Origin of the sequence: Pectobacterium zantedeschiae (genome assembly GCF_004137795.1) — a bacterium.
Taxonomy (GTDB): domain Bacteria; phylum Pseudomonadota; class Gammaproteobacteria; order Enterobacterales; family Enterobacteriaceae; genus Pectobacterium; species Pectobacterium zantedeschiae.
This window is the reverse complement of sequence record NZ_NWTM01000002.1, coordinates 305,482-326,811: the sequence shown is the minus strand read 5'-3', so window position 1 is coordinate 326,811 and position 21,330 is coordinate 305,482. Positions and strand designations below refer to the sequence as shown.

Annotated in this window: 18 protein-coding genes; 1 reads left to right on the top strand and 17 read right to left on the bottom strand. The window is 52.3% G+C overall.

Annotated elements, in window-relative coordinates:
- Positions 1 to 35: 35 nt before the first annotated feature.
- Both secA and secM read right to left on the bottom strand, forming a co-directional pair.
- The gene (gene secA, locus CLR69_RS16100) at positions 36 to 2,738 is read right to left on the bottom strand and encodes a preprotein translocase subunit SecA (protein ID WP_129706731.1); all 2,703 of its coding nucleotides are present in this window, start codon (positions 2,736 to 2,738) and stop codon (positions 36 to 38) included.
- 110 nt (positions 2,739 to 2,848) lie between these two features.
- A complete protein-coding gene (secM, locus tag CLR69_RS16095) occupies positions 2,849 to 3,364 on the bottom strand; it encodes a secA translation cis-regulator SecM (RefSeq protein ID WP_197730583.1) in 516 nt (171 codons plus the stop codon).
- A 26-nt stretch (positions 3,365 to 3,390) separates the two neighbouring features.
- Here secM and CLR69_RS16090 point away from each other — a divergent pair, with 26 nt between their 5' ends.
- Entirely contained in the window at positions 3,391 to 3,918 is a 528-nt protein-coding gene (locus tag CLR69_RS16090) for a DUF721 domain-containing protein (protein WP_129706735.1), read from the top strand.
- Positions 3,919 to 3,933: 15 nt separating this feature from the next.
- Here CLR69_RS16090 and lpxC read toward each other — a convergent pair whose 3' ends face one another.
- The 15 genes from lpxC to rsmH all read right to left on the bottom strand — a co-directional run bounded on the left by lpxC (position 3,934) and on the right by rsmH (position 21,330).
- Positions 3,934 to 4,851, bottom strand: coding sequence for a UDP-3-O-acyl-N-acetylglucosamine deacetylase (lpxC, locus tag CLR69_RS16085; protein WP_039490971.1), 918 nt, complete (start codon positions 4,849 to 4,851; stop codon positions 3,934 to 3,936).
- A gap of 104 nt (positions 4,852 to 4,955) precedes the next feature.
- A complete protein-coding gene (gene ftsZ / locus CLR69_RS16080) occupies positions 4,956 to 6,107 on the bottom strand; it encodes a cell division protein FtsZ (protein WP_005975217.1) in 1,152 nt (383 codons plus the stop codon).
- 68 nt (positions 6,108 to 6,175) lie between these two features.
- Entirely contained in the window at positions 6,176 to 7,432 is a 1,257-nt protein-coding gene (ftsA, locus tag CLR69_RS16075) for a cell division protein FtsA (RefSeq protein WP_010298002.1), read from the bottom strand.
- Positions 7,433 to 7,485: 53 nt separating this feature from the next.
- On the bottom strand, positions 7,486 to 8,310 hold the full coding sequence (gene ftsQ, locus CLR69_RS16070) for a cell division protein FtsQ (protein ID WP_129712212.1): 825 nt from the start codon (positions 8,308 to 8,310) through the stop codon (positions 7,486 to 7,488).
- Between the two features lies 1 nt (position 8,311).
- Positions 8,312 to 9,232: a D-alanine--D-alanine ligase gene (locus CLR69_RS16065; protein WP_129712213.1), complete on the bottom strand. Its 921-nt coding sequence runs from the start codon at positions 9,230 to 9,232 to the stop codon at positions 8,312 to 8,314.
- Positions 9,233 to 9,240: 8 nt separating this feature from the next.
- Positions 9,241 to 10,701, bottom strand: a complete 1,461-nt coding sequence (gene murC / locus CLR69_RS16060) for a UDP-N-acetylmuramate--L-alanine ligase (RefSeq protein WP_113626827.1) — start codon at positions 10,699 to 10,701, stop codon at positions 9,241 to 9,243.
- 62 nt (positions 10,702 to 10,763) lie between these two features.
- Complete coding sequence (murG, locus tag CLR69_RS16055; protein ID WP_129712214.1) at positions 10,764 to 11,855, bottom strand: undecaprenyldiphospho-muramoylpentapeptide beta-N-acetylglucosaminyltransferase; 1,092 nt, start codon at positions 11,853 to 11,855, stop codon at positions 10,764 to 10,766.
- Positions 11,852 to 13,054, bottom strand: coding sequence for a cell division protein FtsW (gene ftsW / locus CLR69_RS16050; protein WP_129706743.1), 1,203 nt, complete (start codon positions 13,052 to 13,054; stop codon positions 11,852 to 11,854). Before ftsW ends, murG begins: the two co-directional genes overlap by 4 nt.
- Complete coding sequence (murD, locus tag CLR69_RS16045; protein WP_129712215.1) at positions 13,054 to 14,370, bottom strand: UDP-N-acetylmuramoyl-L-alanine--D-glutamate ligase; 1,317 nt, start codon at positions 14,368 to 14,370, stop codon at positions 13,054 to 13,056. Before murD ends, ftsW begins: the two co-directional genes overlap by 1 nt.
- 3 nt (positions 14,371 to 14,373) lie before the next feature.
- The gene (gene mraY, locus CLR69_RS16040) at positions 14,374 to 15,456 is read right to left on the bottom strand and encodes a phospho-N-acetylmuramoyl-pentapeptide-transferase (protein WP_010298023.1); all 1,083 of its coding nucleotides are present in this window, start codon (positions 15,454 to 15,456) and stop codon (positions 14,374 to 14,376) included.
- Positions 15,450 to 16,811 carry a UDP-N-acetylmuramoyl-tripeptide--D-alanyl-D-alanine ligase gene (gene murF, locus CLR69_RS16035; protein WP_129706748.1) on the bottom strand — a complete coding sequence of 454 codons (1,362 nt, stop codon included), beginning with the start codon at positions 16,809 to 16,811 and terminating at the stop codon, positions 15,450 to 15,452. Before murF ends, mraY begins: the two co-directional genes overlap by 7 nt.
- Entirely contained in the window at positions 16,808 to 18,295 is a 1,488-nt protein-coding gene (murE, locus tag CLR69_RS16030; RefSeq protein WP_129712216.1) for a UDP-N-acetylmuramoyl-L-alanyl-D-glutamate--2,6-diaminopimelate ligase, read from the bottom strand. The genes murF and murE overlap by 4 nt, the downstream gene beginning before the upstream one ends.
- Positions 18,282 to 20,045 carry a peptidoglycan glycosyltransferase FtsI gene (locus CLR69_RS16025; protein ID WP_129706751.1) on the bottom strand — a complete coding sequence of 588 codons (1,764 nt, stop codon included), beginning with the start codon at positions 20,043 to 20,045 and terminating at the stop codon, positions 18,282 to 18,284. Before CLR69_RS16025 ends, murE begins: the two co-directional genes overlap by 14 nt.
- 23 nt (positions 20,046 to 20,068) lie before the next feature.
- Positions 20,069 to 20,389, bottom strand: a complete 321-nt coding sequence (ftsL, locus tag CLR69_RS16020; RefSeq protein ID WP_039305741.1) for a cell division protein FtsL — start codon at positions 20,387 to 20,389, stop codon at positions 20,069 to 20,071.
- Positions 20,386 to 21,330, bottom strand: a complete 945-nt coding sequence (rsmH, locus tag CLR69_RS16015) for a 16S rRNA (cytosine(1402)-N(4))-methyltransferase RsmH (RefSeq protein WP_129706752.1) — start codon at positions 21,328 to 21,330, stop codon at positions 20,386 to 20,388. The genes ftsL and rsmH overlap by 4 nt, the downstream gene beginning before the upstream one ends.

The following is a 21,330-nucleotide window of genomic DNA, read 5'->3' as shown; positions in this document are numbered from 1 at the left end:
CTTATCACATTTTAATCACTGGGTTTAGCAGCCAATTATTTCTGTAAACGACCGTGGCACTGCTTATATTTTTTACCTGAACCACATGGGCAAGGATCGTTACGTCCAATTTTACGATCTGCCTGCGCCGGTGAACCCGTATTCAGGCTGTCTTCTTCCTGATGACTAAACTGCTGCTGCTGAGCCAAACGCTCTGCTTCTTCACGGCGTTGCAGCTCCAGCGCTTCGATTTCTTCCGGCATTCTCACCTGAACTTTGCTCAACGTGCTGATCACTTCATATTTCAGTGATTCCAACATCGCGGCAAACATAGAGAACGACTCACGCTTATATTCTTGCTTCGGATCTTTCTGTGCATAGCCACGCAGGTGGATGCCCTGACGCAGGTAATCCATTGCAGCCAGATGCTCTTTCCACAGGGAATCCAGCGTCTGTAGCATCACGCCTTTTTCGAAGTTGCGCATGACTTCATTACCAACAACTTCTTCTTTGCGATGATAAACTTCAAGCGCCTGTTGGAAAATACGCTCGCGCAGCGTTTCTTCATGCAGCTCAGGCTCTTTATCCAGCCACGCTTTGATTGGCATATCCAGATCGAAGTCGTTCTTCAGGCGCTGTTCCAGGCCTTCCGTATCCCACATTTCTTCCAGAGATTCTGGTGGGATATAACTGTCAATAGTCGCTTTAAACACATCCTCACGAATGCTGGTGATGGTTTCACTGATATCGGACACGTCCAGCAGTTCGTTACGCTGAGTGTAGATCGCACGACGTTGGTCATTCGCCACATCATCGTATTCCAGCAACTGTTTACGAATATCAAAGTTACGGCTTTCCACTTTACGCTGTGCGTTAGCAATCGCCTTGGTGACCCATGGGTGCTCAATCGCTTCACCCGGTTTCATACCCAGTTTGCGCATCATGTTAGAAACACGATCGGACGCAAAAATACGCATCAACGCATCTTCCATTGACAGATAGAAGCGTGATGAACCTGCATCCCCTTGACGACCAGAACGGCCACGCAGCTGGTTATCGATACGACGAGATTCATGGCGTTCAGTACCGATAATGTGCAAACCGCCCGCAGCCAACACGGCATCATGACGCACTTTCCAGGCCGCTTTAATTTCTGCAATTTGCTCGTCATCTGGGTTTTCCAGATGTGCCACTTCTGCCTGCCAGCTACCACCCAATACGATATCCGTACCACGACCGGCCATATTGGTCGCGATGGTGACAGCACCAGACTGGCCCGCCTGAGCAACGATGTCTGCTTCCATAGCGTGGAACTTCGCGTTCAACACGTTGTGTTTGATGCCAGCTTTCTCCAGCGCCAGAGAAACCACTTCGGATTTCTCAATGGAGATCGTACCAACCAAAATAGGCTGACCTTTTACAGAACGATCTTTGATATCTTCAATGATGGCATCGATTTTTTCCTGCTCGGTCATATAGACCAGATCAGGCAAGTCTTTACGAATCATCGGACGGTTAGTCGGCACCACAATCGTATCCAGCTTATAGATGGAGCTGAACTCGAATGCTTCGGTATCTGCCGTACCGGTCATACCTGCCAATTTTTCATACAGGCGGAAGTAGTTCTGGAAGGTAATGGAAGCCAGCGTCTGATTTTCATTCTGAATGGCTACTTTTTCTTTCGCTTCCACGGCCTGATGCAGACCATCAGACCAACGACGTCCCTGCATGGTACGGCCGGTGTGTTCGTCAACGATGATAACTTCGCCGTCTTTCACAATGTAGTCAACATCGCGGGTAAACAGCACGTGCGCACGCAGCGCGGCGGTCACATGGTGCATAAGCATAATATTGGTTGGAGAGTACAGTGATTCGCCCTCCTCCATAATGCCTTCTTTCACCAGCAGTTCTTCTACCAAAACCAGACCACGCTCGGTGAGGTTCACCTGACGTGCTTTCTCATCAACAGAGAAGTGGCCTTCACCGTGGAAGGTATCCGAATCTTCTTTTTCCTGACGAATTAGGTGAGGGATGATTTTATTGACGCTGATATAAAGCTCGGAGCTGTCCTCCGCCGGGCCGGAAATGATCAGCGGTGTACGTGCTTCGTCGATCAGAATGGAGTCAACCTCATCCACCAGCGCGTAGTACAATTTACGCTGCACGCGCTCTTCCGGGCTGAACGCCATGTTGTCGCGCAGGTAGTCAAAACCGTATTCGTTATTGGTACCGTAAGTGATATCTGCTGCATAGGCTTCACGCTTCGCCGGAGCAGGCATCCCCGGCAAGTTGATACCGACGCTCAGGCCAAGGAATTCAAACAAAGGACGGTTATTTTCAGCATCACGCTGTGCCAGATAATCGTTCACGGTAACTACGTGTACGCCACGGCCAGTCAGTGCGTTCAGATACGCAGGTAATGTTGCTGTCAGCGTTTTACCTTCACCAGTACGCATCTCCGCAATACAACGCTCATTCAGTACCATACCGCCAAGAAGCTGCACGTCAAAATGGCGCATACCAAATACACGCTTACTGGATTCACGCACCACGGCGAAGGCTTCTGGCAGCAGGTTCTCCAGCGTTTCGCCTTTTTCCAGACGAGCACGGAACTCTAGCGTTTTCGCTTGCAGTTCCTCATCTGAAAGTTTTTCCATTTCTGGTTCTAAACGACTAATAACATCAACATTTTTACGCATACGACGCAGCGTACGATCGTTACGGCTACCAAAAATTTTGGTTAAGATATTCATGACCATAATAGTTTTAATCTCACAAGTGCCACGTATCCAGTGGCAACACAACATCGAAAACCTGAGAAATTCAGCAAAACGAGAGAAATTTCTTCAGCTAATTATCAATTACACTTTCAGCTGAAAAGATAGGGCCCTGCACGGATGCCGCGGATTTGTGCAAGCCAGATGCCGATTTGATGATATGCCTGAGGATAAAAAGTGACTCGTCCAGCATGGGGGGAGATCACAAGGGGATACTGGGAATCCTGCGTCAGCAACGCATTTAGCGTATCCAGCAAAACCAGAGAATGGGGTTGTAGTTCGTCGACCTGCTGGGTATTGACCGTCTGTGGCGTCGTCAATGCAAAAGAAAGATGACGAATTACCGTACGAATCGCATGCTGATGCCAGTAATCAACACTGTAAGACGAGCGTCGATGCGCTTCCTTCAGCGCTACCAGATCGGTAAGGCTCAGCGATACGTTATTCTGGCGACTAACGCTGGAGCTTGAATTAGGGAGTGAAGTGATGTCCTGTGAATCGTTCAGGCTTGTCGGCAGGCCAAGACTCGCCGCGACCATCCCTAATAAGAGATGCGGCCAGAAATAACGTCTGCCAAATTGTCGCCAACGATTTAGAATACCAATCACGAGTAACATCCACCGGAGCCAGGTCTATGCGTGATAGCCGCCCACAATCACTGGAATTTCTGTTTGATAGCGCATCCATGTCGGGTAAAGGCCCGCTTCAAGATGTGCAACAGCGCGCTATCGCCTTATTAAAACTTAACCGTGCCGTGCGCGGATTACTGCCTGCACCGTTGCACCCATGGTGCCGCGTCGCTAATTATCGGCAAGGCTTACTGATACTGGAAACCGCCAACGCCAGTTGGCTGATGCGGTTACGTTACGAACAACCTGCGTTGCTCTCTGCATTACGCGCACAAATACTACCATCATTGGCTTCAATCGACATCAGGATTAATCCAACGCTTGCCGCAAAAGGGCATGAAATCGTGAAAAATAGTGACATTTACGAGACGGAAAATACCGACAACAAACCGTTGCGTCAGTTGAGCGAACAAAGTGCGGAGACATTGAGGACGTTAGCAGGCAATAGCCCGGAAAAACTCAGAAAGATATTAGAACGACTGGCATCACTGGCCGGAGAGAGTACCAGTAAAACCAGTCGTAATAAGAAGTGACGACTATATCAAGCGTTACGCCAGCACGATAGACGGTGCTTTAAACGCCAGCGGCATTTCAGCTTCGTCTTCAAAGGTCACGTATTCCCACGCTTCCTGATTTGCCAGCACAGCCTGCAACAGTTTGTTGTTCAGAGCATGACCGGATTTAAACGCAGAAAACGCACCGATGATGTTGTAACCACACATAAACAGGTCACCGATGGCGTCCAACATTTTATGACGGACAAACTCATCTTCAAAACGCAGACCGTCTTCGTTCAGTACGCGGTAATCGTCAACGACGATGGCACAATCCATACTGCCGCCCAGGCACAACCCACGAGACTGCAAGTATTCGATATCGCGCATGAAGCCGAAAGTACGCGCACGGCTGATCTGGCGAACAAACGCGTCAGCAGAGAAATCCAAACGATAGCGCTGGTTGCCCGCATCAATCGCCGGGTGGTTGAAGTCGATAGTGAAATCCAGACTGAAGCCGTTAAACGGTTTCATTTCGGCCCACTTGTCACCATCTTCAACGCGCACTGGCTGTTTGATACGTACAAATTTCTTGGCACAGTTCAGCTCTTCGATACCCGCATCTAACAGCAGGTAAACGAATGGGCTGGCGCTGCCATCCATAATTGGAATTTCTGGTGCATCAACATCAATGACAATGTTGTCAATGCCTAACCCTGCAAGCGCAGCGTTAAGATGCTCCACCGTAGAAATACGCACGTCATGCTCATTAACCAGGCAAGTACAGAGCATGGTATCACGCACGGATTTTGCATCAGCCGGAAAATCAACCGGGGGATTCAAGTCTGTGCGGCGATAGATGACCCCGGTATTTGCCGGTGCAGGACGCATGGTCAACGTGACCTTCTTGCCGGTATGTAACCCGACACCAGTCGCCTGAACAATACGTTTTAGTGTACGTTGTTTGATCATCATTTTATCTCGCATGTTACTGAACCTACCGACCTAGTATACACCAGGCTCGGTGGCACAGTTTAGCACAAAGAGCGGAGATTCCAACGTTATCTGGCAGCAAATTAGTCTGCTTGCTTACGCAGAAACGCCGGGATATCCAGATAGTCTGGCTCTTTATTCGTCTGCGGATTCTGGTCGTTAACCACTTTGGCAGCCGGTTTTTCCTGCGCCAGCGGCGTCATACCGTGTTGCTGGTAACGATGATCCATCACAGGTTGGCTGGCCTGCTTGTTCGTTACCAGAGTAATCTCAGGACGCTTGTCCATGCCAATACCCGTTGCAACAACCGTCACACGCAGTTCATCATTCATTTCAGGGTCAAGCGACGTACCAATCACCACGGTCGCATTGTCGGACGCGAATGCACGAATAGTGTTACCTACCGTCTCGAACTCATCCAGACGCAGGTCAAAGCCCGCAGTGATGTTGACCAATACGCCGCGTGCGCCGGACAGATCGATATCTTCCAACAGTGGGCTGGAGATCGCCATTTCAGCCGCTTCTTCCGCACGGTCTTCACCACGCGCAACGCCGGAACCCATCATGGCATAACCCATTTCGGACATTACGGTACGCACGTCTGCAAAGTCGACGTTCATCAGACCAGGGCGAGTGATCAGCTCGGCAATACCCTGCACCGCGCCTTTCAGTACATCGTTTGCCGCACCAAATGCATCCAGCAGGGAGATACCGCGTCCCAGCACTTTCAGCAGTTTGTCGTTTGGAATAGTGATCAGCGAGTCGACGTGCTTAGACAGCTCGGCGATACCCTGCTCCGCAAACGCCATACGCTTTTTGCCTTCAAAGTTGAAAGGCTTGGTCACCACAGCGACGGTCAGAATGCCCAGGTCTTTTGCTACTTCGGCCACAACCGGTGCAGCACCTGTACCTGTGCCACCGCCCATACCTGCAGCGATAAACACCATGTCCGCACCTTCCAGTGCTGAACGCAATGCTTCACGATCTTCTTCAGCCGAATTACGGCCGACTTCCGGGTTAGCGCCAGCGCCAAGACCTTTAGTGATGCCGCTACCGATCTGAATCGTCTGACCCACGGCCGTTTTACGTAATGCTTGCGCATCCGTGTTGACCGCAAAGAATTCGACGCCTTCGATGCGCTCACGCACCATGTGTTCGACGGCATTACCACCGCCGCCACCGACGCCGATGACTTTAATCACCGCGTCGTTGGTTAATTCCATTGGTTCAAACATAATTTCTCTCCGTTTGTGCCTGTAACTGCGAGATCATAAAACTGTGCCAGGTGATCTCTTTGATAAAATTAAAATTCTTTCCTCAACCAGCTGTTGATTCGTTTGAACCAGTTGCTCACTGAGGCTCGTTTTTCGACTTCATGCTCACCACCCAGGTGAGATTCTTTTCCATAATGGAGCAACCCAACCGCCGTTGAGTAATAAGGCTCTTGGGCATAATCCGTCAGCCCTGTTATATTCATTGGTTGTCCAATACGCACCTGTGTATGGAACACACGCTGCGCACAGGCCGCCAGACCGTCTATTTGCGCGGCACCGCCCGTCAGCACAATCCCTGCCGCCAGATGATGTTTCACGCCTTGTTGACGCAACTGCTCCTGCAACTGTAAAAGTTCATCGTTCACCAAATTCAACAGTTCGGTGTAACGTGGTTCAATCACTTCCGCCAATGTCTGTCTTTGCAGACTGCGGGGTGGACGTCCTCCAACGCTCGGGACCTCCACATTCTCATCTTTGCCAACGATCGCGCCTAATGCACAACCATGACGCACTTTGATCGCTTCAGCATCCGTCGGCGGCGTACCAAACGCATAGGCAATATCGCTGGTAACCACATTGCCTGCATACGGAATCACTTTAGTGTGCCGCAATGCACCACCGGTATAGACCGCGATATCCATTGTACCGCCACCGATATCAACGACGCACACGCCCAGCTCACGTTCATCTTCTGTCAGAACCGCATAACTGGACGCCAGACCTGCAAAAATCAGTTGGTCGACCTTTAAGCCACAGCGTTCAACAGCTTTAACAATATTCTTGGCCATATCGTTATGGCAGGTTATCAGGTGGACTTTCGCCTGCATACGCACGCCGGATAAGCCAACCGGGTTTTTAATCCCTTCCTGATAATCAATCGCATACTCCTGTGGAATCACATGGAGAACACGGTGTTCATCACGTACACGCACGGACTTGGCGGTATGCACCACACTTTCCACGTCGTCCTGCGTCACCTCTTCTTCTGAAATAGGCACCATCCCTATCTCATTCTGGCAACTGATGTGTTTTCCCGATAGCGCCAGATATACGGAAGAGATCTGGCAGTCTGCCATCAGCTCAGCCTGATCAATAGCACGCTGAACACATTTAACGACCGATTCCAGATCGTTTACGCCGCCTTTATCCATACCGCGTGACGGGCAACTGCCTACGCCAATAATATTGACCATGCCATCGGGCAGAACTTCCCCTACCAGCGCAGCCACTTTTGCTGTACCGATTTCCAGCCCAACTACCAGTTTTCTGTCCGTCGACTTGATCATTGTTGTTTAGCCTGTGTCTGTTTCTGGTTACTGTTCTGTTGCTGATCAATGTCTTATTGCTGACCAACTCGTTGCCGATCAACATTTTGTTGATCAAGCAAGGCTGGAGCCCAGCCTATGGCGGCACCGCTGTCATACCGTAAGTCCACATGGCTGATACGTTTGTTTTCGCTTTGAGCCTGCCGCTGCAACAGCGGATACAGCTCGATAAAGCGTTGCAGACGTTTGGCTCTATCGTCTCGCCCCAATTCAAGGCGAGTATCATCATCCAATCCTAGTTGCCAAGAATGCCGCGCACTCATCACAACCATTTTTAACGTAAACTTCCCGGCAGCCAGCGTCTGATTCATTGCCCGATAGCCTTCCAGCACTTCTGCTTCACTGCCTTCAGGGCCATACAGCAAAGGCATCTTGCGATTACCTATACGTTCGGCGGGTACACTGAACGAGTTTCCTTCCGCATCAACCATTAACTGGTCATTCCAACGCGCAACCGGAACATATTCAACCAGATGAATCTTTAATTCGTCTGGCCATTGCTTACGTACGCTAGCCTGTTTTATCCACGGCAGACGCTCGATTTGTTGCTGGAGCACGTTCACATCCTGTGTCATGAACGTTCCCGGCGACCCCAACGACAAAATTGCCTGACGGATATCGTCGTTGGTTGTGTATTGCCTTTCCCCTGTTACTGCCATACGAGAGAGTGGTAAACGGCTGGCGTCTTTCATCCACCCCACAACCATCCAGCTTCCCCAGACGATCGTCCCTATCACCATCAGCAGGAAAATTATTCCTGCCAATTGGCCTCCATTACTGCGACGTGTTCCTTTCGTTTCAGGCTCTCGTCCGCGTGTATTCAGGGCTGCCTGCGACATATCAGCCAGCGAGCTCCAGAATTTTCACGACCAGTTGCGAGAAAGTCAGTCCGCGTTGGCGGGCAGCCATAGGAACCAGACTGTGGCTCGTCATCCCCGGAGAGGTATTCACCTCAAGCAGATAAAAAGCGCCGTCGCTATCCAGCATAAAATCAACACGTCCCCATCCGCTGCAATCCACCGCACGATAAGCCGCCATAGCCAATACAGCTAATGCCTGCTCTTGCTCATCCGACAAACCACTCGGACAGAAATACTGCGTATCATCCGATAAATATTTCGCTTCATAGTCGTAAAACGTACCCGCAGGCTGAATACGAATGGAAGGCAATACCTCATCACCCAGAATAGCAACCGTATACTCTGGGCCATTCAGCCATTTCTCGACCAGAACATCATCATCATGGCGGAATGCTTCTTCCAGTGCTGCTGGCAGTTCGCTGAGCGTATTTACTTTGCTCATGCCAACGCTGGAACCTTCACGGCTTGGCTTGACGATCAGCGGCAACCCGAGGTGGGTAAACTGTGCCAACAATGCATTTGCAGCCGTCTCTGAATATTGACGACGATCGAGCGCCACGTAAGGCGATACTGGCAACCCTACCGCTTGCCATACCTGCTTGGTACGGCGCTTATCCATCGTCAGTGCAGATGCCATAACGCCGCTACCAGTATAAGGCAGCCCCAGGAATTCCAGGACGCCCTGCAATGTACCATCCTCACCACCACGGCCATGCAAGGCGATGAAAACGTTGGTAAAGCCTTCTTCCTTCAGCTTCGTCACAGGGAAGTCACGGGTATCGACCGCATGTGCATTGACTCCCGCTTCTTTCAGACCAGCCAAAACCGCCTGACCGGAAAGTAACGACACTTCACGTTCGGCAGAGGTCCCACCAAGCAATACAGCAACTTTCTCAGTCATGATGTTCCTCATTCGCTTATCTGCGGCTGTAATCTGGAATCAGCCAGTTTACGTGCCAGTTTACCGATGTTGCCGGCTCCCTGAACCAAAATCAGGTCTTCACCTCGCAGCGCCTGTGACAACAGTTCCGGTAAAGTATCCACATCCGTCACCAGAATCGGATCAATCTTACCTCTTCCACGAATCGTGCGGCATAGCGAACGGCTGTCCGCGCCTGGAATCGGCGACTCTCCTGCGGAATACACATCCAGCATCAGCAGCACGTCAACTTGCGATAACACGTGCGCGAAATCGTCATACAAATCGCGAGTTCGCGTATAGCGATGTGGCTGAAAAATCATAACCAACCGTTTATCCGGCCACCCGGCGCGGGCAGCTTTAATCGTGGCATCGACTTCCGTCGGATGGTGGCCGTAATCATCCACCAACATCGCCGTACCGCTTTGCCCGTTCACCAGTTCAAGCGGGTACTCACCGAGGAAATCAAAGCGACGACCGGTCCCCTGAAAACGCTCAAGCGCACGCAGAATCGCTTCGTCATCAATACCTTCATCCGTCGCTACAGCAACCGCCGCCGCTGCGTTGAGCGCGTTGTGGCGCCCCGGCGCATTCAGCGTGACGTTTAGCAGCGGTTTGTCTTTCCGCTCCAGCGTAAAGTGCCCTTGTGCGCCAGTCTGGCGATATCCAGCAACGCGTACATCTGCATCATCGCTAAAACCATACGTGGTGATATGGCGACCAACACGCGGCAGAAGCTCGCGGATTACCGCATCATCAATACACATCACTGCCTGACCGTAAAACGGCAAATTGTGCAGGAAATTGATGAACGTCTGCTTCAGGTTCTCAAAATCTCCCTGATAAGTGTCCATATGGTCGGCTTCGATGTTGGTCACAATCGCCACCATGGGTTGCAAATGCAGGAAGGAGGCATCGCTTTCATCTGCTTCTGCAATCAGGTAACGGCTTGAACCCAAACGTGCATGCGTTCCTGCCGCTTTAACCAACCCACCGTTTACAAACGTTGGATCCAATCCCGCTTCCGCGTAAATACTGGTGACCATCGCCGTCGTGGTCGTCTTACCGTGCGTACCCGCGATCGCAATACCGTGACGAAAACGCATCAGTTCCGCTAACATCTCGGCACGACGGATCACTGGAATACGTGCGTCATGCGCAGCAACAATCTCAGGGTTATCCGCAGTAATCGCACTCGACACCACGACCACACTGGCGTTCAGAACATTCTCTGCACGATGGTGGAAATAAATCTGCGCGCCAAGTTCGGTCAACTGTTGCGTCACCGCATTCGGTGCCAGATCGGAACCACTAATTTCATAACCTTCGTTGGCCAACACTTCGGCGATACCACCCATGCCAGCACCGCCGATGCCGACAAAGTGTATGTGCCGGACGCGATGCATCTCGGGCACGATTGAACGTAGTTTCGCCAGTTGTTGAGTATTCACTTTATTCTATCGCTACCTTGTAGCGTCGTCGCACAGCCTTCTGCCCGACAACGTTGTATTAATTAACCATGAGCCACATGTGTGGCCCGACTGCCTGCCGCGGCACTGACTTCCGACGCAACCCGCTCGGTTGCATCTGGAATCGCCACTGCGCGGGCTTTTTGCGCCATTGTCAGCAAAGTTGTGCGATCCCAATTGGACAACACCTCACTGACAGTCGCCACGCTGAACTGTGGCTGCTCAATAATTTTTGCGGCGCCAGCCTTTTCCAATGGCAGCGCATTCCAGTACTGCTGCCGATCTTTATGCTGAAACGGCACAAACAGCGCTGGTAGACCAGCCGCGGCAATTTCACTGACGGTCAATGCACCAGAACGACACACCACAACGTCCGCCCAAGCGTAGGCTGCCGCCATGTCATCAATAAACTCGGTAATCTTGTGCTGCGTCTGCCCAACATCCTGATAAGCCTGCTGAACGGTGGGTAGCGCACCTTTACCAACCTGATGCCAAATCGTCACGCGGTCGCCCAACTGTGCCGCCACGCCGGGCAGAGTTTGGTTCAACACTCTTGCCCCCTGACTGCCACCAACAACCAGCACTCTCACAGGGCCTGATCGATCGGCTAATCGTGTTTCCGGCGCAGGCAATGCCAGTACATCGGTTCTTACCGGGTTACCCACGACATCCGCTTTGGGAAAAGCGCCCGGAAAAGCCTGCAATACTTTTTTGGCGATATGGGATAACCAGCGATTGGTCAGCCCTGCAATACCGTTCTGCTCATGCAGTACAACCGGAATACCGCATAGCCACGCAGCCAGTCCACCGGGACCAGAAACGTAACCGCCCATACCCAGCACCACATCAGGCTGGTAACGGCGCATAATCGTCCGCGCCTGACGTACTGCCTGAAAAATACGAATCGGTGCGCTTAACTGCGCCCGAATGCCTTTACCACGCAAACCAGAAATGCGGATAAAATCAATTTCGATACCATGCTTAGGCACCAAATCGGCTTCCATTCGATCCGCCGTACCTAACCAGCGAACCTGCCAGCCCTGCGCCATCAGGTGATGCGCTACCGCCAGCCCGGGGAAGACATGCCCGCCCGTGCCGCCAGCCATCACCATCAAACGCTTGCCTTCGCCACTCATCGGGCACCTCTCGTAAACGCCTGCGCTTTTGTCAGGCGCGTTTCAAAATCAATACGTAACAGCAAAACAATCGCCGTCGACATAATCAGCAAACTGGAACCACCGTAGCTGATCAGCGGCAACGTTAGCCCTTTCGTCGGTAGCATCCCCGCCGCCGCGCCAACGTTCACCAGCGTCTGAAAGCTGAACCAGACACCGATCGAACACGCCAGAAAGCCTGAAAAACGCTGATCGATCTCCAGCGCCCGCTTCCCAATAGACATCGCGCGAAAAGCGACGAAGAATATCATTAACAACGCCAAAACCACACCGATATAGCCGAGTTCCTCACCTAAAATAGAGAAAATGAAATCGGTATGTGCTTCCGGCAGATATTCCAGTTTCTGTACTGAATTTCCCAGTCCCTGCCCCCAGAATTCGCCGCGCCCAAACGCCATCAGGGATTGCGTCAACTGATAACCGCTACCAAATGGATCATCCCATGGATTCCAGAAAGACGTCACACGCCGCATACGGTAAGGCTCAGCAACAATCAGCAGGCCAACGGCAAACACGCCACAGCCAATGATCGCCAGAAACTGCCACATCTTGGCACCAGCCAAAAACAACATCGCCAGTGTCGTAATAAACAATACAACCACAGTACCAAGGTCAGGCTGAGCCAACAGCAGCACTGCCAACACCACCATCACGCCCATCGGTTTGCAAAAGCCCCAGAAGTTATTTCGCACTTCTTCAACTTTGCGCACCATGTAGCTGGACAGGTAGCAAAACAGCGCCAGTTTGGATAACTCCGCAGGCTGAATACGCAATGGCCCCAGTGAAATCCAGCGCGATGCACCGTTGACCGAGCTTCCCACGACGAGTACGACCAGCAGCATAACCATGGCGAGCAGGAGCAGCACCGGACTATAACGTTGCCACATCTCCATCGGGACGCGCAGCGTGATTAGCGACAAGCCAAACGCCAACCCGAGATAAATCGCATCACGCTTCGCGAACAAAAACGGGTCGCTGGCAAGACGCTGCCCGACAGGCATCGAAGCCGATGTCACCATCACAAAACCAATCACGGCGAGTCCAAGCGTCAACCACACCAGCGTTCTATCGTACAGAACGATGCTAAGCGTATCGCTCTCACGCGTTCCCATAACCCAGTTTTTGATGCGTTCGATAAACGCCAGCCCGAAGAACCGCATCAGCCTAACTCCTCCGCCAGACGAGCAAATTCATCGCCCCGCTGTTCAAAACTGCGGAACTGATCCAGGCTTGCGCAAGCTGGTGACAACAACACCATATCGCCCGGCTTAACGCGTTCAGCAATGATGCGCATTGCCTGTTCCATCGTTTCTGTCTGCTCGGAAATTTCTGGGCGCAGCGCAGCCAACTGTTGTCCGTCGCGACCAAAGCAATACAAATGAATATGCTCACCTTGTAAATACGGAACCAGCGGCGAGAAATCGGCAGATTTTCCGTCACCACCTAACAACAGGTGTAACGTGCCCTCTACCGCCAAACCGCTCAATGCCGCTTCGGTGCTGCCCACATTGGTAGCTTTAGAATCATTGATCCACCGCACACCATTGCGCTCAAAGGCCATTTGAAAACGGTGCGGCAACCCGGTAAATGACGTCAACGCCGTCAGCGCAGACGCGCGCGGAATCTTTACTGCATCAGCCAGCGCCAGCGCGGCCAGTGCATTCGTATAATTATGCTGCCCGACAAGTTTGATTTCGCGAGTGTTGAGCACACGTTCGCCATCCACTCGCAGCCAGGTTTCTCCCTGCTGTCGGTTAAGGTGATAATCGCCAACATCGACACCAAAACTGCGGCAACGAGCATCCGCACCGCGAACCGGCATAGTTAACGCATCGTCAGCATTCACAACACACAAATCTGCGTTTTCATAAATACGCAATTTTGCTGCCCGATATTGCTGTAGACCAAACGGGTAACGGTTGGTGTGATCTTCCGTCACGTTCAGAATGGTAGCCGCAGCGGCGTGCAGACTACTCGTCGTTTCCAGTTGGAAACTCGACAGTTCCAGAACATAAAGCTGAGCAGGCTGTTCCAGCAATTGCAGCGCAGGTAGGCCAATATTGCCACCAACGCCCACCTGCCAGCCTGCAGCACGCGCCATTTCACCAACCAGCGTCGTCACCGTGCTTTTACCGTTAGAGCCGGTAATCGCCACAATCGGGGCTTGAGCTTCACGACAGAACAGTTCGATATCACCAACAATCTCAATACCAGCGTCGGCGGCATCACACAGAATCGGCGTCGCCAACGCAACACCGGGGCTCGCGACGATCAAATCGGCGTTCATCAACCAGTCTTCATTCAGGCTACCAAGATGTCGTTCTACCTGCTCCGGTAGCTTATCCAGACCTGGCGGACTGATACGGGTATCCACCACGCGCGGTACGACACCGCGTGCGATAAAGAAATCAACACAGGAGAGCCCGGTCAGACCCAACCCGATAATGACGACTTTTTTACCCTGATAGTCCACCATGTCTTATCGTACCTTCAGCGTTGCCAGGCCAATCAGCACCAGCATCAACGAAATAATCCAGAAACGCACAATCACGCGCGGTTCCGGCCAGCCCTTAAGTTCATAATGATGATGAATCGGCGCCATGCGGAAAATCCGCTGCCCGCGTAACTTAAAGGACCCAACCTGCAGAATCACCGACAGCGTTTCGACCACGAACACGCCGCCCATAATCACTAACAAAAACTCCTGGCGCAGCAGCACTGCGATAGTCCCCAGCGCGCCGCCCAGTGCGAGAGAACCCACGTCTCCCATAAATACTTGCGCCGGATAGGTGTTAAACCACAGGAAGCCTAGCCCCGCACCAACAATTGCGGTGCAGACGATCACCAGCTCACTGGCATGACGGATATACGGAATATGCAGGTAACCCGCAAAATTCATGTTCCCTGTTGCCCATGCCACCAGTGCAAAACCAGCGGCAACAAACACAGTCGGCATGATTGCCAAACCATCCAGACCATCCGTCAGGTTTACGGCATTACTGGTGCCGACAATCACAAAGTAGGCCAGCGCAACATAGAGCAGACCCAATTGCGGCATCACATCTTTGAAAAACGGCACAACAAGCTGCGTGGCTGGCGTATCTTTACCGATGGAATACATGGTGAAAGCGACGACTAACGCAATCACTGACTGCCAGAAATATTTCCAGCGAGCAATCAATCCCTTGGTATCCTTGCGGACCACTTTGCGATAATCATCAACAAAACCGACCGCACCATAGCCTGCCAGTACAAGAAGTACGCACCAGACATACGGGTTAGACAAATTAGCCCACATCAAAACGGAAACGATAATCGCCACCAGAATCATCACGCCCCCCATCGTCGGGGTTCCACGTTTGCTGAAATGTGATTCAGGCCCTTCATTACGTACAACTTGCCCAATCTGCAAACGTTGCAGCCAGGCGATCATATGTGGTCCCATCCATAAGGAAATAACCAATGCGGTCAGCAGGCTGACAATGGCGCGGAACGTCAAATAAGAAAAGACGTTAAAGCCGGTATAAAGTTTGGCCAAATGTTCGGCCAGCCATACTAACATTGCGCATTCTCCTGTAATGCCTGTACAACCTGCTCCATCGCAGCACTGCGTGAGCCTTTGACTAATACGCTGATGACATTATGTTCTGACATCAGCACCTTCAAACGTGAAACCAGTGCGGCTTTATTCTGAAAATGCTCACCATTACCGCTGGCAGTGCCGATCAATTCACTCAACGTTCCCACACTCAAAACGCGATCGATACCCGCGACACGTGCGGCTTCTCCCACCTGACGGTGGCACTCAGGGGCTTCATCCCCCAGTTCACCCATATCACCGACAACCATCACACGGTAGCCCGGCATCTCCGCCAGTACCTGTGCGGCAGCCGTCATCGAGCCCACATTGGCGTTGTAGCTGTCATCCAGCAGCAGCTTGCCTTCAGACAGGGCAATCGGAAACAGTCGTCCCGGCACCGCCTTAAGCTGGGATAATCCAGATTTAACAGCTTCCAGCGTCGCTCCGACAGACATTGCCAGCGCGGCCGCCGCCAGTGCGTTCGATACATTATGTCGGCCGGGTAAAGGCAGAAGAACCTGCGTTTCGCCAAATGGCGTATGGAGAGTGAAACGCGTACCTTGCGCTAAAACGTCTACATCGCTGGCGAAGAAATCGATATCACAAGCAGCCTGCGGTGAGAAACGCCAGACGGTTTTATGATTTAGCGTGACCTGCCAGTGCGGGAAATCGTTACTGTCTGCATTCACGATCGCTACGCCGTCTATCGGCAAACCAGAAAAAATCTCACCTTTCGCCTGTGCCACACCAGCCAATGAACCAAAACCTTCCAGATGCGCAGCAGCCAGATTGTTGACCAGCGCGCTTTCCGGCCGGACCAGATCGGTGGTATAGGCAATCTCACCAATATGATTCGCCCCTAATTCAATCACCGCAAACTGGTGTTCCGCCGTCAGACGTAACAGCGTTAACGGCACGCCGATATCGTTGTTAAAGTTACCGGCGGTATACAGTACGGAGCCGCACTGACGCAGAATCGCCGCCGTCATCTCTTTAACCGACGTTTTACCAGAAGAGCCTGTCAGTGCGACAACGCGCGCCGTTGACTGCTGGCGTACCCAGGCAGCCAATTGGCCCAGCGCCAAACGCGTATCGCTCACCAGCAGTTGCGGAACATCAATAGGTAAGTGCTTACTGACTAACAGAGCCGCCGCGCCGCCTCTCGCTGCATCAGCAACGTAATCATGAGCATCGAATTTCTCGCCTTTTAGCGCGACAAACAAACAGCCGGACGACAGCTTACGCGTATCGGTTGAAACATCTTCAATATCAATGTTTTCACCAATCAGTTGCGCATTCAGCACCGTGGCGAGTTGCTGTAAAGAAACGCGAATCATGCGATCACCCCCAGCAAGCGAGCAACGGTGATGCGATCGGAATAATCAAGACGCCGATTGCCAACGAGTTGGTAATCTTCGTGTCCTTTTCCCGCGACCAGCACAACGTCATTTTCCTGAGCCTGCATGATCGCACTGGTGACCGCTTCAGCACGTCCGTGAATCACCTGAACTCGTCCAGCATCCAACAGCCCAGAAAGAATATCGGCAACGATCGCCTGAGGCTCTTCACTACGCGGGTTATCATCGGTAACCACAACGCGATCGGCCAGTTGTTCTGCGATGCCGCCCATAAGTGGGCGCTTACCTTTGTCGCGATCGCCGCCGCAACCAAACACGCACCAGAGTTTCCCCTGACAGTGCAAGCGCGCCGCTTCAAGCGCTTTTTCCAGCGCGTCTGGCGTGTGAGCATAATCAACAACGACCGTCGGCTTCCCTTCAGCATGGAAAACTTCCATACGGCCACATACGGGTTGCAGTTGAGAGCCGGCGATAACCAACTTGTCGAGCGGGTAGCCAAGAGACAGCAGTGTTGCCAGCGCCAGCAGCATATTGCTAACGTTAAACGCCCCCATCAGGCGACTTTCAATTTCGCCATGTCCCCAGCTTGAATCAAATGCAATCGTGGCACCGTTGTCGTGATAATCAATCTGTGTCGCTTTCAGCCAGCGCCCACGGCAACCGGGGACCAAATTGTTTTCCATTGTCACAGCTACAGCATCTGGGAGCTTCGACAGCCAGCGTAGTCCGACGTCATCATCAGCGTTGATAATCATCTGCCCAACGCGATGCTCGGAAAACAGTGCCCATTTGGCCGCTTCGTAACTTTCCATGTCGCCGTGATAATCGAGATGATCGCGGCTCAGATTGGTGAACACCGCGGCTGCAAATGGCAACGCTGCAACACGGTTTTGTACCAGACCATGGGAAGACACTTCCATTGCGGCAAACGTCGCGCCTTGTTCCGCCAGTTGGCTCAGTACTTGCTGAACATCAACAGCAGAGCCCGTCGTATTTTCTGTCGGAATCGCCTGACCCAATAGGCCATTACCGACGGTGCCCATCACCGCACTCGTTTCACCTAATGCCTGGCTCCACTGCGCCAGAAGCTGAGTCGTTGTCGTTTTTCCGTTGGTTCCCGTTACACCAATCAGCTGTAACTTTTCCGCAGGCTGCTGATAAAAACGACCTGCAAGTGCGGAAAGCCGCTGGTTCAGGTTGCTGAGGTATACCACTGGTACACCGTGCATTTCGCGGACAGTGCCATCAGCGGCTTCACCTTCTGCTTCGGCAACAATCGCTGCTACGCCTTGCGCAATTGCCTGCGGAATATAGCGCCGTCCATCTGCTTTGTGCCCGACAATCGCAACAAACAGATCCCCGGCAGCCGCAACGCGGCTGTCTAATGTCATTTCCCGCAGCGCGCACGCCGGAGTGTCTTGCACCCACGGCGCAAGTAAATCGCGCAAATTACGATCTGCCACCTGATCCCTCTTCTCTATTAATTACAAACTCGTTTTTGTCGCCCGTCGGCAACGCATCCGGTTCGATATTCATCGTACGCAGAACGCCGCCCATGATGGCGCCAAAGATTGGCGCAGAAACCGCGCCGCCGTAATACTTCCCTGCCTGTGGATCGTTAATCACAACAACCAGAGCAAAACGCGGGTTACTGGCTGGAGCCACGCCCGCCGTGTAGGCGATATATTTATTGATGTATTTGCCATCTGGGCCAACTTTCTTGGCCGTACCGGTTTTAATCGCGATGCGGTAACCTTTGATGGCCGCCTTAGTACCGCCGCCGCCCGGTAGCGCAACGCTTTCCATCATGTGCACCACGGAACGCACGAGTGCTTCAGGGAAGACACGCTCGCCTGGAACGGGTGGATCAACCTTGGTAATCGACAGCGGGCGGTAAATACCGAAGCTGCCGATCGTGGCGTAGACTCGCGCTAACTGTAACGGTGTTACCATCAGCCCGTAGCCGAAAGAGAAGGTGGCCCTCTCTATGTCAGACCACCGTTGTTTTTGAGGATATAAGCCACTGCTTTCTCCGACCAACCCCAAATTGGTCGCTTTTCCTAATCCAAAGCGCGCATAAGTATCTACAAGCGCAGAGGAAGGCATCGCTAACGCCAGCTTAGACACGCCAACGTTACTCGATTTCTGAAGCACGCCCGTCAGCGTCAATTCGCTGTAACGCGCCACGTCTTTGATCTCATGACCATTGACGTAATACGGTAGAGTGCTTAATACACTGTTTTCTTTCACCACCCCACGCTGCAACGCCGTCATCACCACCATCGGTTTAACGGTAGAGCCGGGCTCGAAAATGTCGGTAATCGCACGGTTACGCATAATGTCTTGCGGCGTGCCCGACAGATTGTTCGGGTTGTAAGACGGGCTATTCGCCATTGCCAATACTTCGCCAGTATTCACATCAACCAGTACGGCCGTTCCTGACTCAGCTTTGTTAAAGGCAACAGCGTTATTGAGTTCACGGTAAACCAGCGCCTGCAAACGCTCATCAATACTGAGCGCCAAATTATGTGCAGCCTGGCTGTCAACGGAGGAGATATCTTCAATCACGCGGCCAAACCGATCTTTACGTACGGTTCGTTCACCGGGTTGTCCAGTCAGCCAGCGATCAAAACTTTTCTCTACCCCTTCAATGCCTTGCCCATCGATATTGGTGAAACCGATGAGGTGAGAGGTGACTTGTCCAGAAGGATAATACCGGCGAGATTCCTGCCGCAGATTAATCCCTGGCAATTTCAGCTTATGAATGTACTCGCCAATAGCCGGATTCACCTGACGCGCCAGATAAACAAAGCGCCCTTTAGGGTTGGCATTAATCTTCGTTGCCAACTGATCCAACGGAATATCGAGCGCATCGGAAAGTGCTTTCCAGCGCGTATCCAACGTAATACCGCCACGATCGTTGACTTCTTTCGGATCGGCCCAGACGGCATTCACCGGCACGCTGACGGCCAAAGGACGGCCAGCCCGATCGCTGATCATGCCACGCGCCGTTGGCACTTCCTGCACGCGCAAGGAACGCATGTCCCCTTCACGCACCAGTTTGTCTGGGTTGATGACCTGAAGATAAGCCGCGCGGGCCATTAAGCCAGCCATCGCAAGCAGGATACAGCCGCAAAGCAGCGCAAAACGCCAGCTAACAAAGCTGGCTTGATCTTCCTGGCGCTTTAACTTTCCTGTACGGGCTGCTTTCATGCTTAGCTGGTTGCCTATTTAGTTCATTGCTTAACCACAATATTTTCCTGTGACGGATCAACATGCCCCATTTGCAGTTTTTCCGTCGCGATCCGCTCAACGCGGCTATGATCCCCTAGTGAGTTTTCCTCCAGGATCAGATTTCGCCATTCAATATCCAACGCATCACGCTCCAACAAAAGCTGCTCGCGTTCCGCTGTCAGCAAGCGCGTACGGTGCGCCGTTGTTACCACAAAGACCGCAGAAACCAGTACGGCAACCATCAGCAACACCGGGAGCTTTGCATTACGCAGCAAATCCTCACCGATGACGCCAACCAGAGTATGCCGCTCGTTACCGATCATGCCGGCAGCCTCTCAGCAAACCGCAGCACAGAGCTACGCGCGCGTGGGTTTTCTGCCACTTCTTCTTCCGAAGGCATCAGTTTCTTTCCAACGGCTTTTAACGTCTGTCCGCCCTGACTGCGCAACTGCTCTTCCGTTAACGGCAAACCAGCTGGCACCTGTGGCCCACGGCTTTGATGGCGAATAAACCGTTTCACAATTCGATCTTCTAACGAGTGGAAACTGATCACCGACAGACGCCCCTGCGGAGCCAGTACGCTCAGAGCGCCTTCTAAGGCCCGCTCGATCTCTTCTAATTCGCTATTGATGTAAATGCGGATCGCCTGAAAACTGCGCGTTGCCGGGTGCTTGTGCTTTTCCCTGATCGGACTAGCAGCAGCGATCAATTCCGCCAGTTCCTTTGTTCGCGTCATCGGTTCAGTACGATTGCGTTCCACAATCGCGCGGGCAATACGCTTGGCAAAACGCTCTTCGCCGAACGTTTTCAAGACCCAGACAATATCGTCAGCTTCTGCTTTCATCAGCCATTCAGCTGCGGATAAGCCACGCGTCGGATCCATACGCATATCCAACGGGCCATCACGCATGAATGAGAACCCACGTTCAGGGTCATCAAGCTGCGGGGAAGAAACGCCAAGATCGAGCAGAACGCCATCGATCTGACCGGTAAGTCCGAGTTCCGCAACATAGTCCGCCATAGCGGAAAACGGTCCGTGAATGATAGAGAAACGAGGATCGTCAATCGCCTTGGCAGCTTCAATAGCCTGAGGATCGCGATCAATAGCTAACAGACGCCCTTCCGGCCCCAGTTGGGAAAGAATCAGACGAGAGTGACCACCACGGCCAAATGTGCCGTCGATGTATATGCCGCCGCTGCGAATGTTTAGGCCATTTACTGCCTCATCCAACAGGACGGTGGTATGTTTATAATTTTCCAGCAT

Coding starts and splice junctions, on each gene's coding strand:
- secA (WP_129706731.1), bottom strand. CDS start 2,738: ATGGTCATGAATATCTTAACCAAAATTTTTGGTAGCCGTAACGATCGT.
- CLR69_RS16090 (WP_129706735.1), top strand. CDS start 3,391: ATGCGTGATAGCCGCCCACAATCACTGGAATTTCTGTTTGATAGCGCA.
- lpxC (WP_039490971.1), bottom strand. CDS start 4,851: ATGATCAAACAACGTACACTAAAACGTATTGTTCAGGCGACTGGTGTC.
- ftsZ (WP_005975217.1), bottom strand. CDS start 6,107: ATGTTTGAACCAATGGAATTAACCAACGACGCGGTGATTAAAGTCATC.
- ftsA (WP_010298002.1), bottom strand. CDS start 7,432: ATGATCAAGTCGACGGACAGAAAACTGGTAGTTGGGCTGGAAATCGGT.
- ftsQ (WP_129712212.1), bottom strand. CDS start 8,310: ATGTCGCAGGCAGCCCTGAATACACGCGGACGAGAGCCTGAAACGAAA.
- CLR69_RS16065 (WP_129712213.1), bottom strand. CDS start 9,232: ATGACTGAGAAAGTTGCTGTATTGCTTGGTGGGACCTCTGCCGAACGT.
- murG (WP_129712214.1), bottom strand. CDS start 11,855: ATGAGTGGCGAAGGCAAGCGTTTGATGGTGATGGCTGGCGGCACGGGC.
- ftsW (WP_129706743.1), bottom strand. CDS start 13,054: ATGCGGTTCTTCGGGCTGGCGTTTATCGAACGCATCAAAAACTGGGTT.
- murD (WP_129712215.1), bottom strand. CDS start 14,370: ATGGTGGACTATCAGGGTAAAAAAGTCGTCATTATCGGGTTGGGTCTG.
- mraY (WP_010298023.1), bottom strand. CDS start 15,456: ATGTTAGTATGGCTGGCCGAACATTTGGCCAAACTTTATACCGGCTTT.
- murF (WP_129706748.1), bottom strand. CDS start 16,811: ATGATTCGCGTTTCTTTACAGCAACTCGCCACGGTGCTGAATGCGCAA.
- CLR69_RS16025 (WP_129706751.1), bottom strand. CDS start 20,045: ATGAAAGCAGCCCGTACAGGAAAGTTAAAGCGCCAGGAAGATCAAGCC.
- ftsL (WP_039305741.1), bottom strand. CDS start 20,389: ATGATCGGTAACGAGCGGCATACTCTGGTTGGCGTCATCGGTGAGGAT.
- rsmH (WP_129706752.1), bottom strand. CDS start 21,330: ATGCTGGAAAATTATAAACATACCACCGTCCTGTTGGATGAGGCAGTA.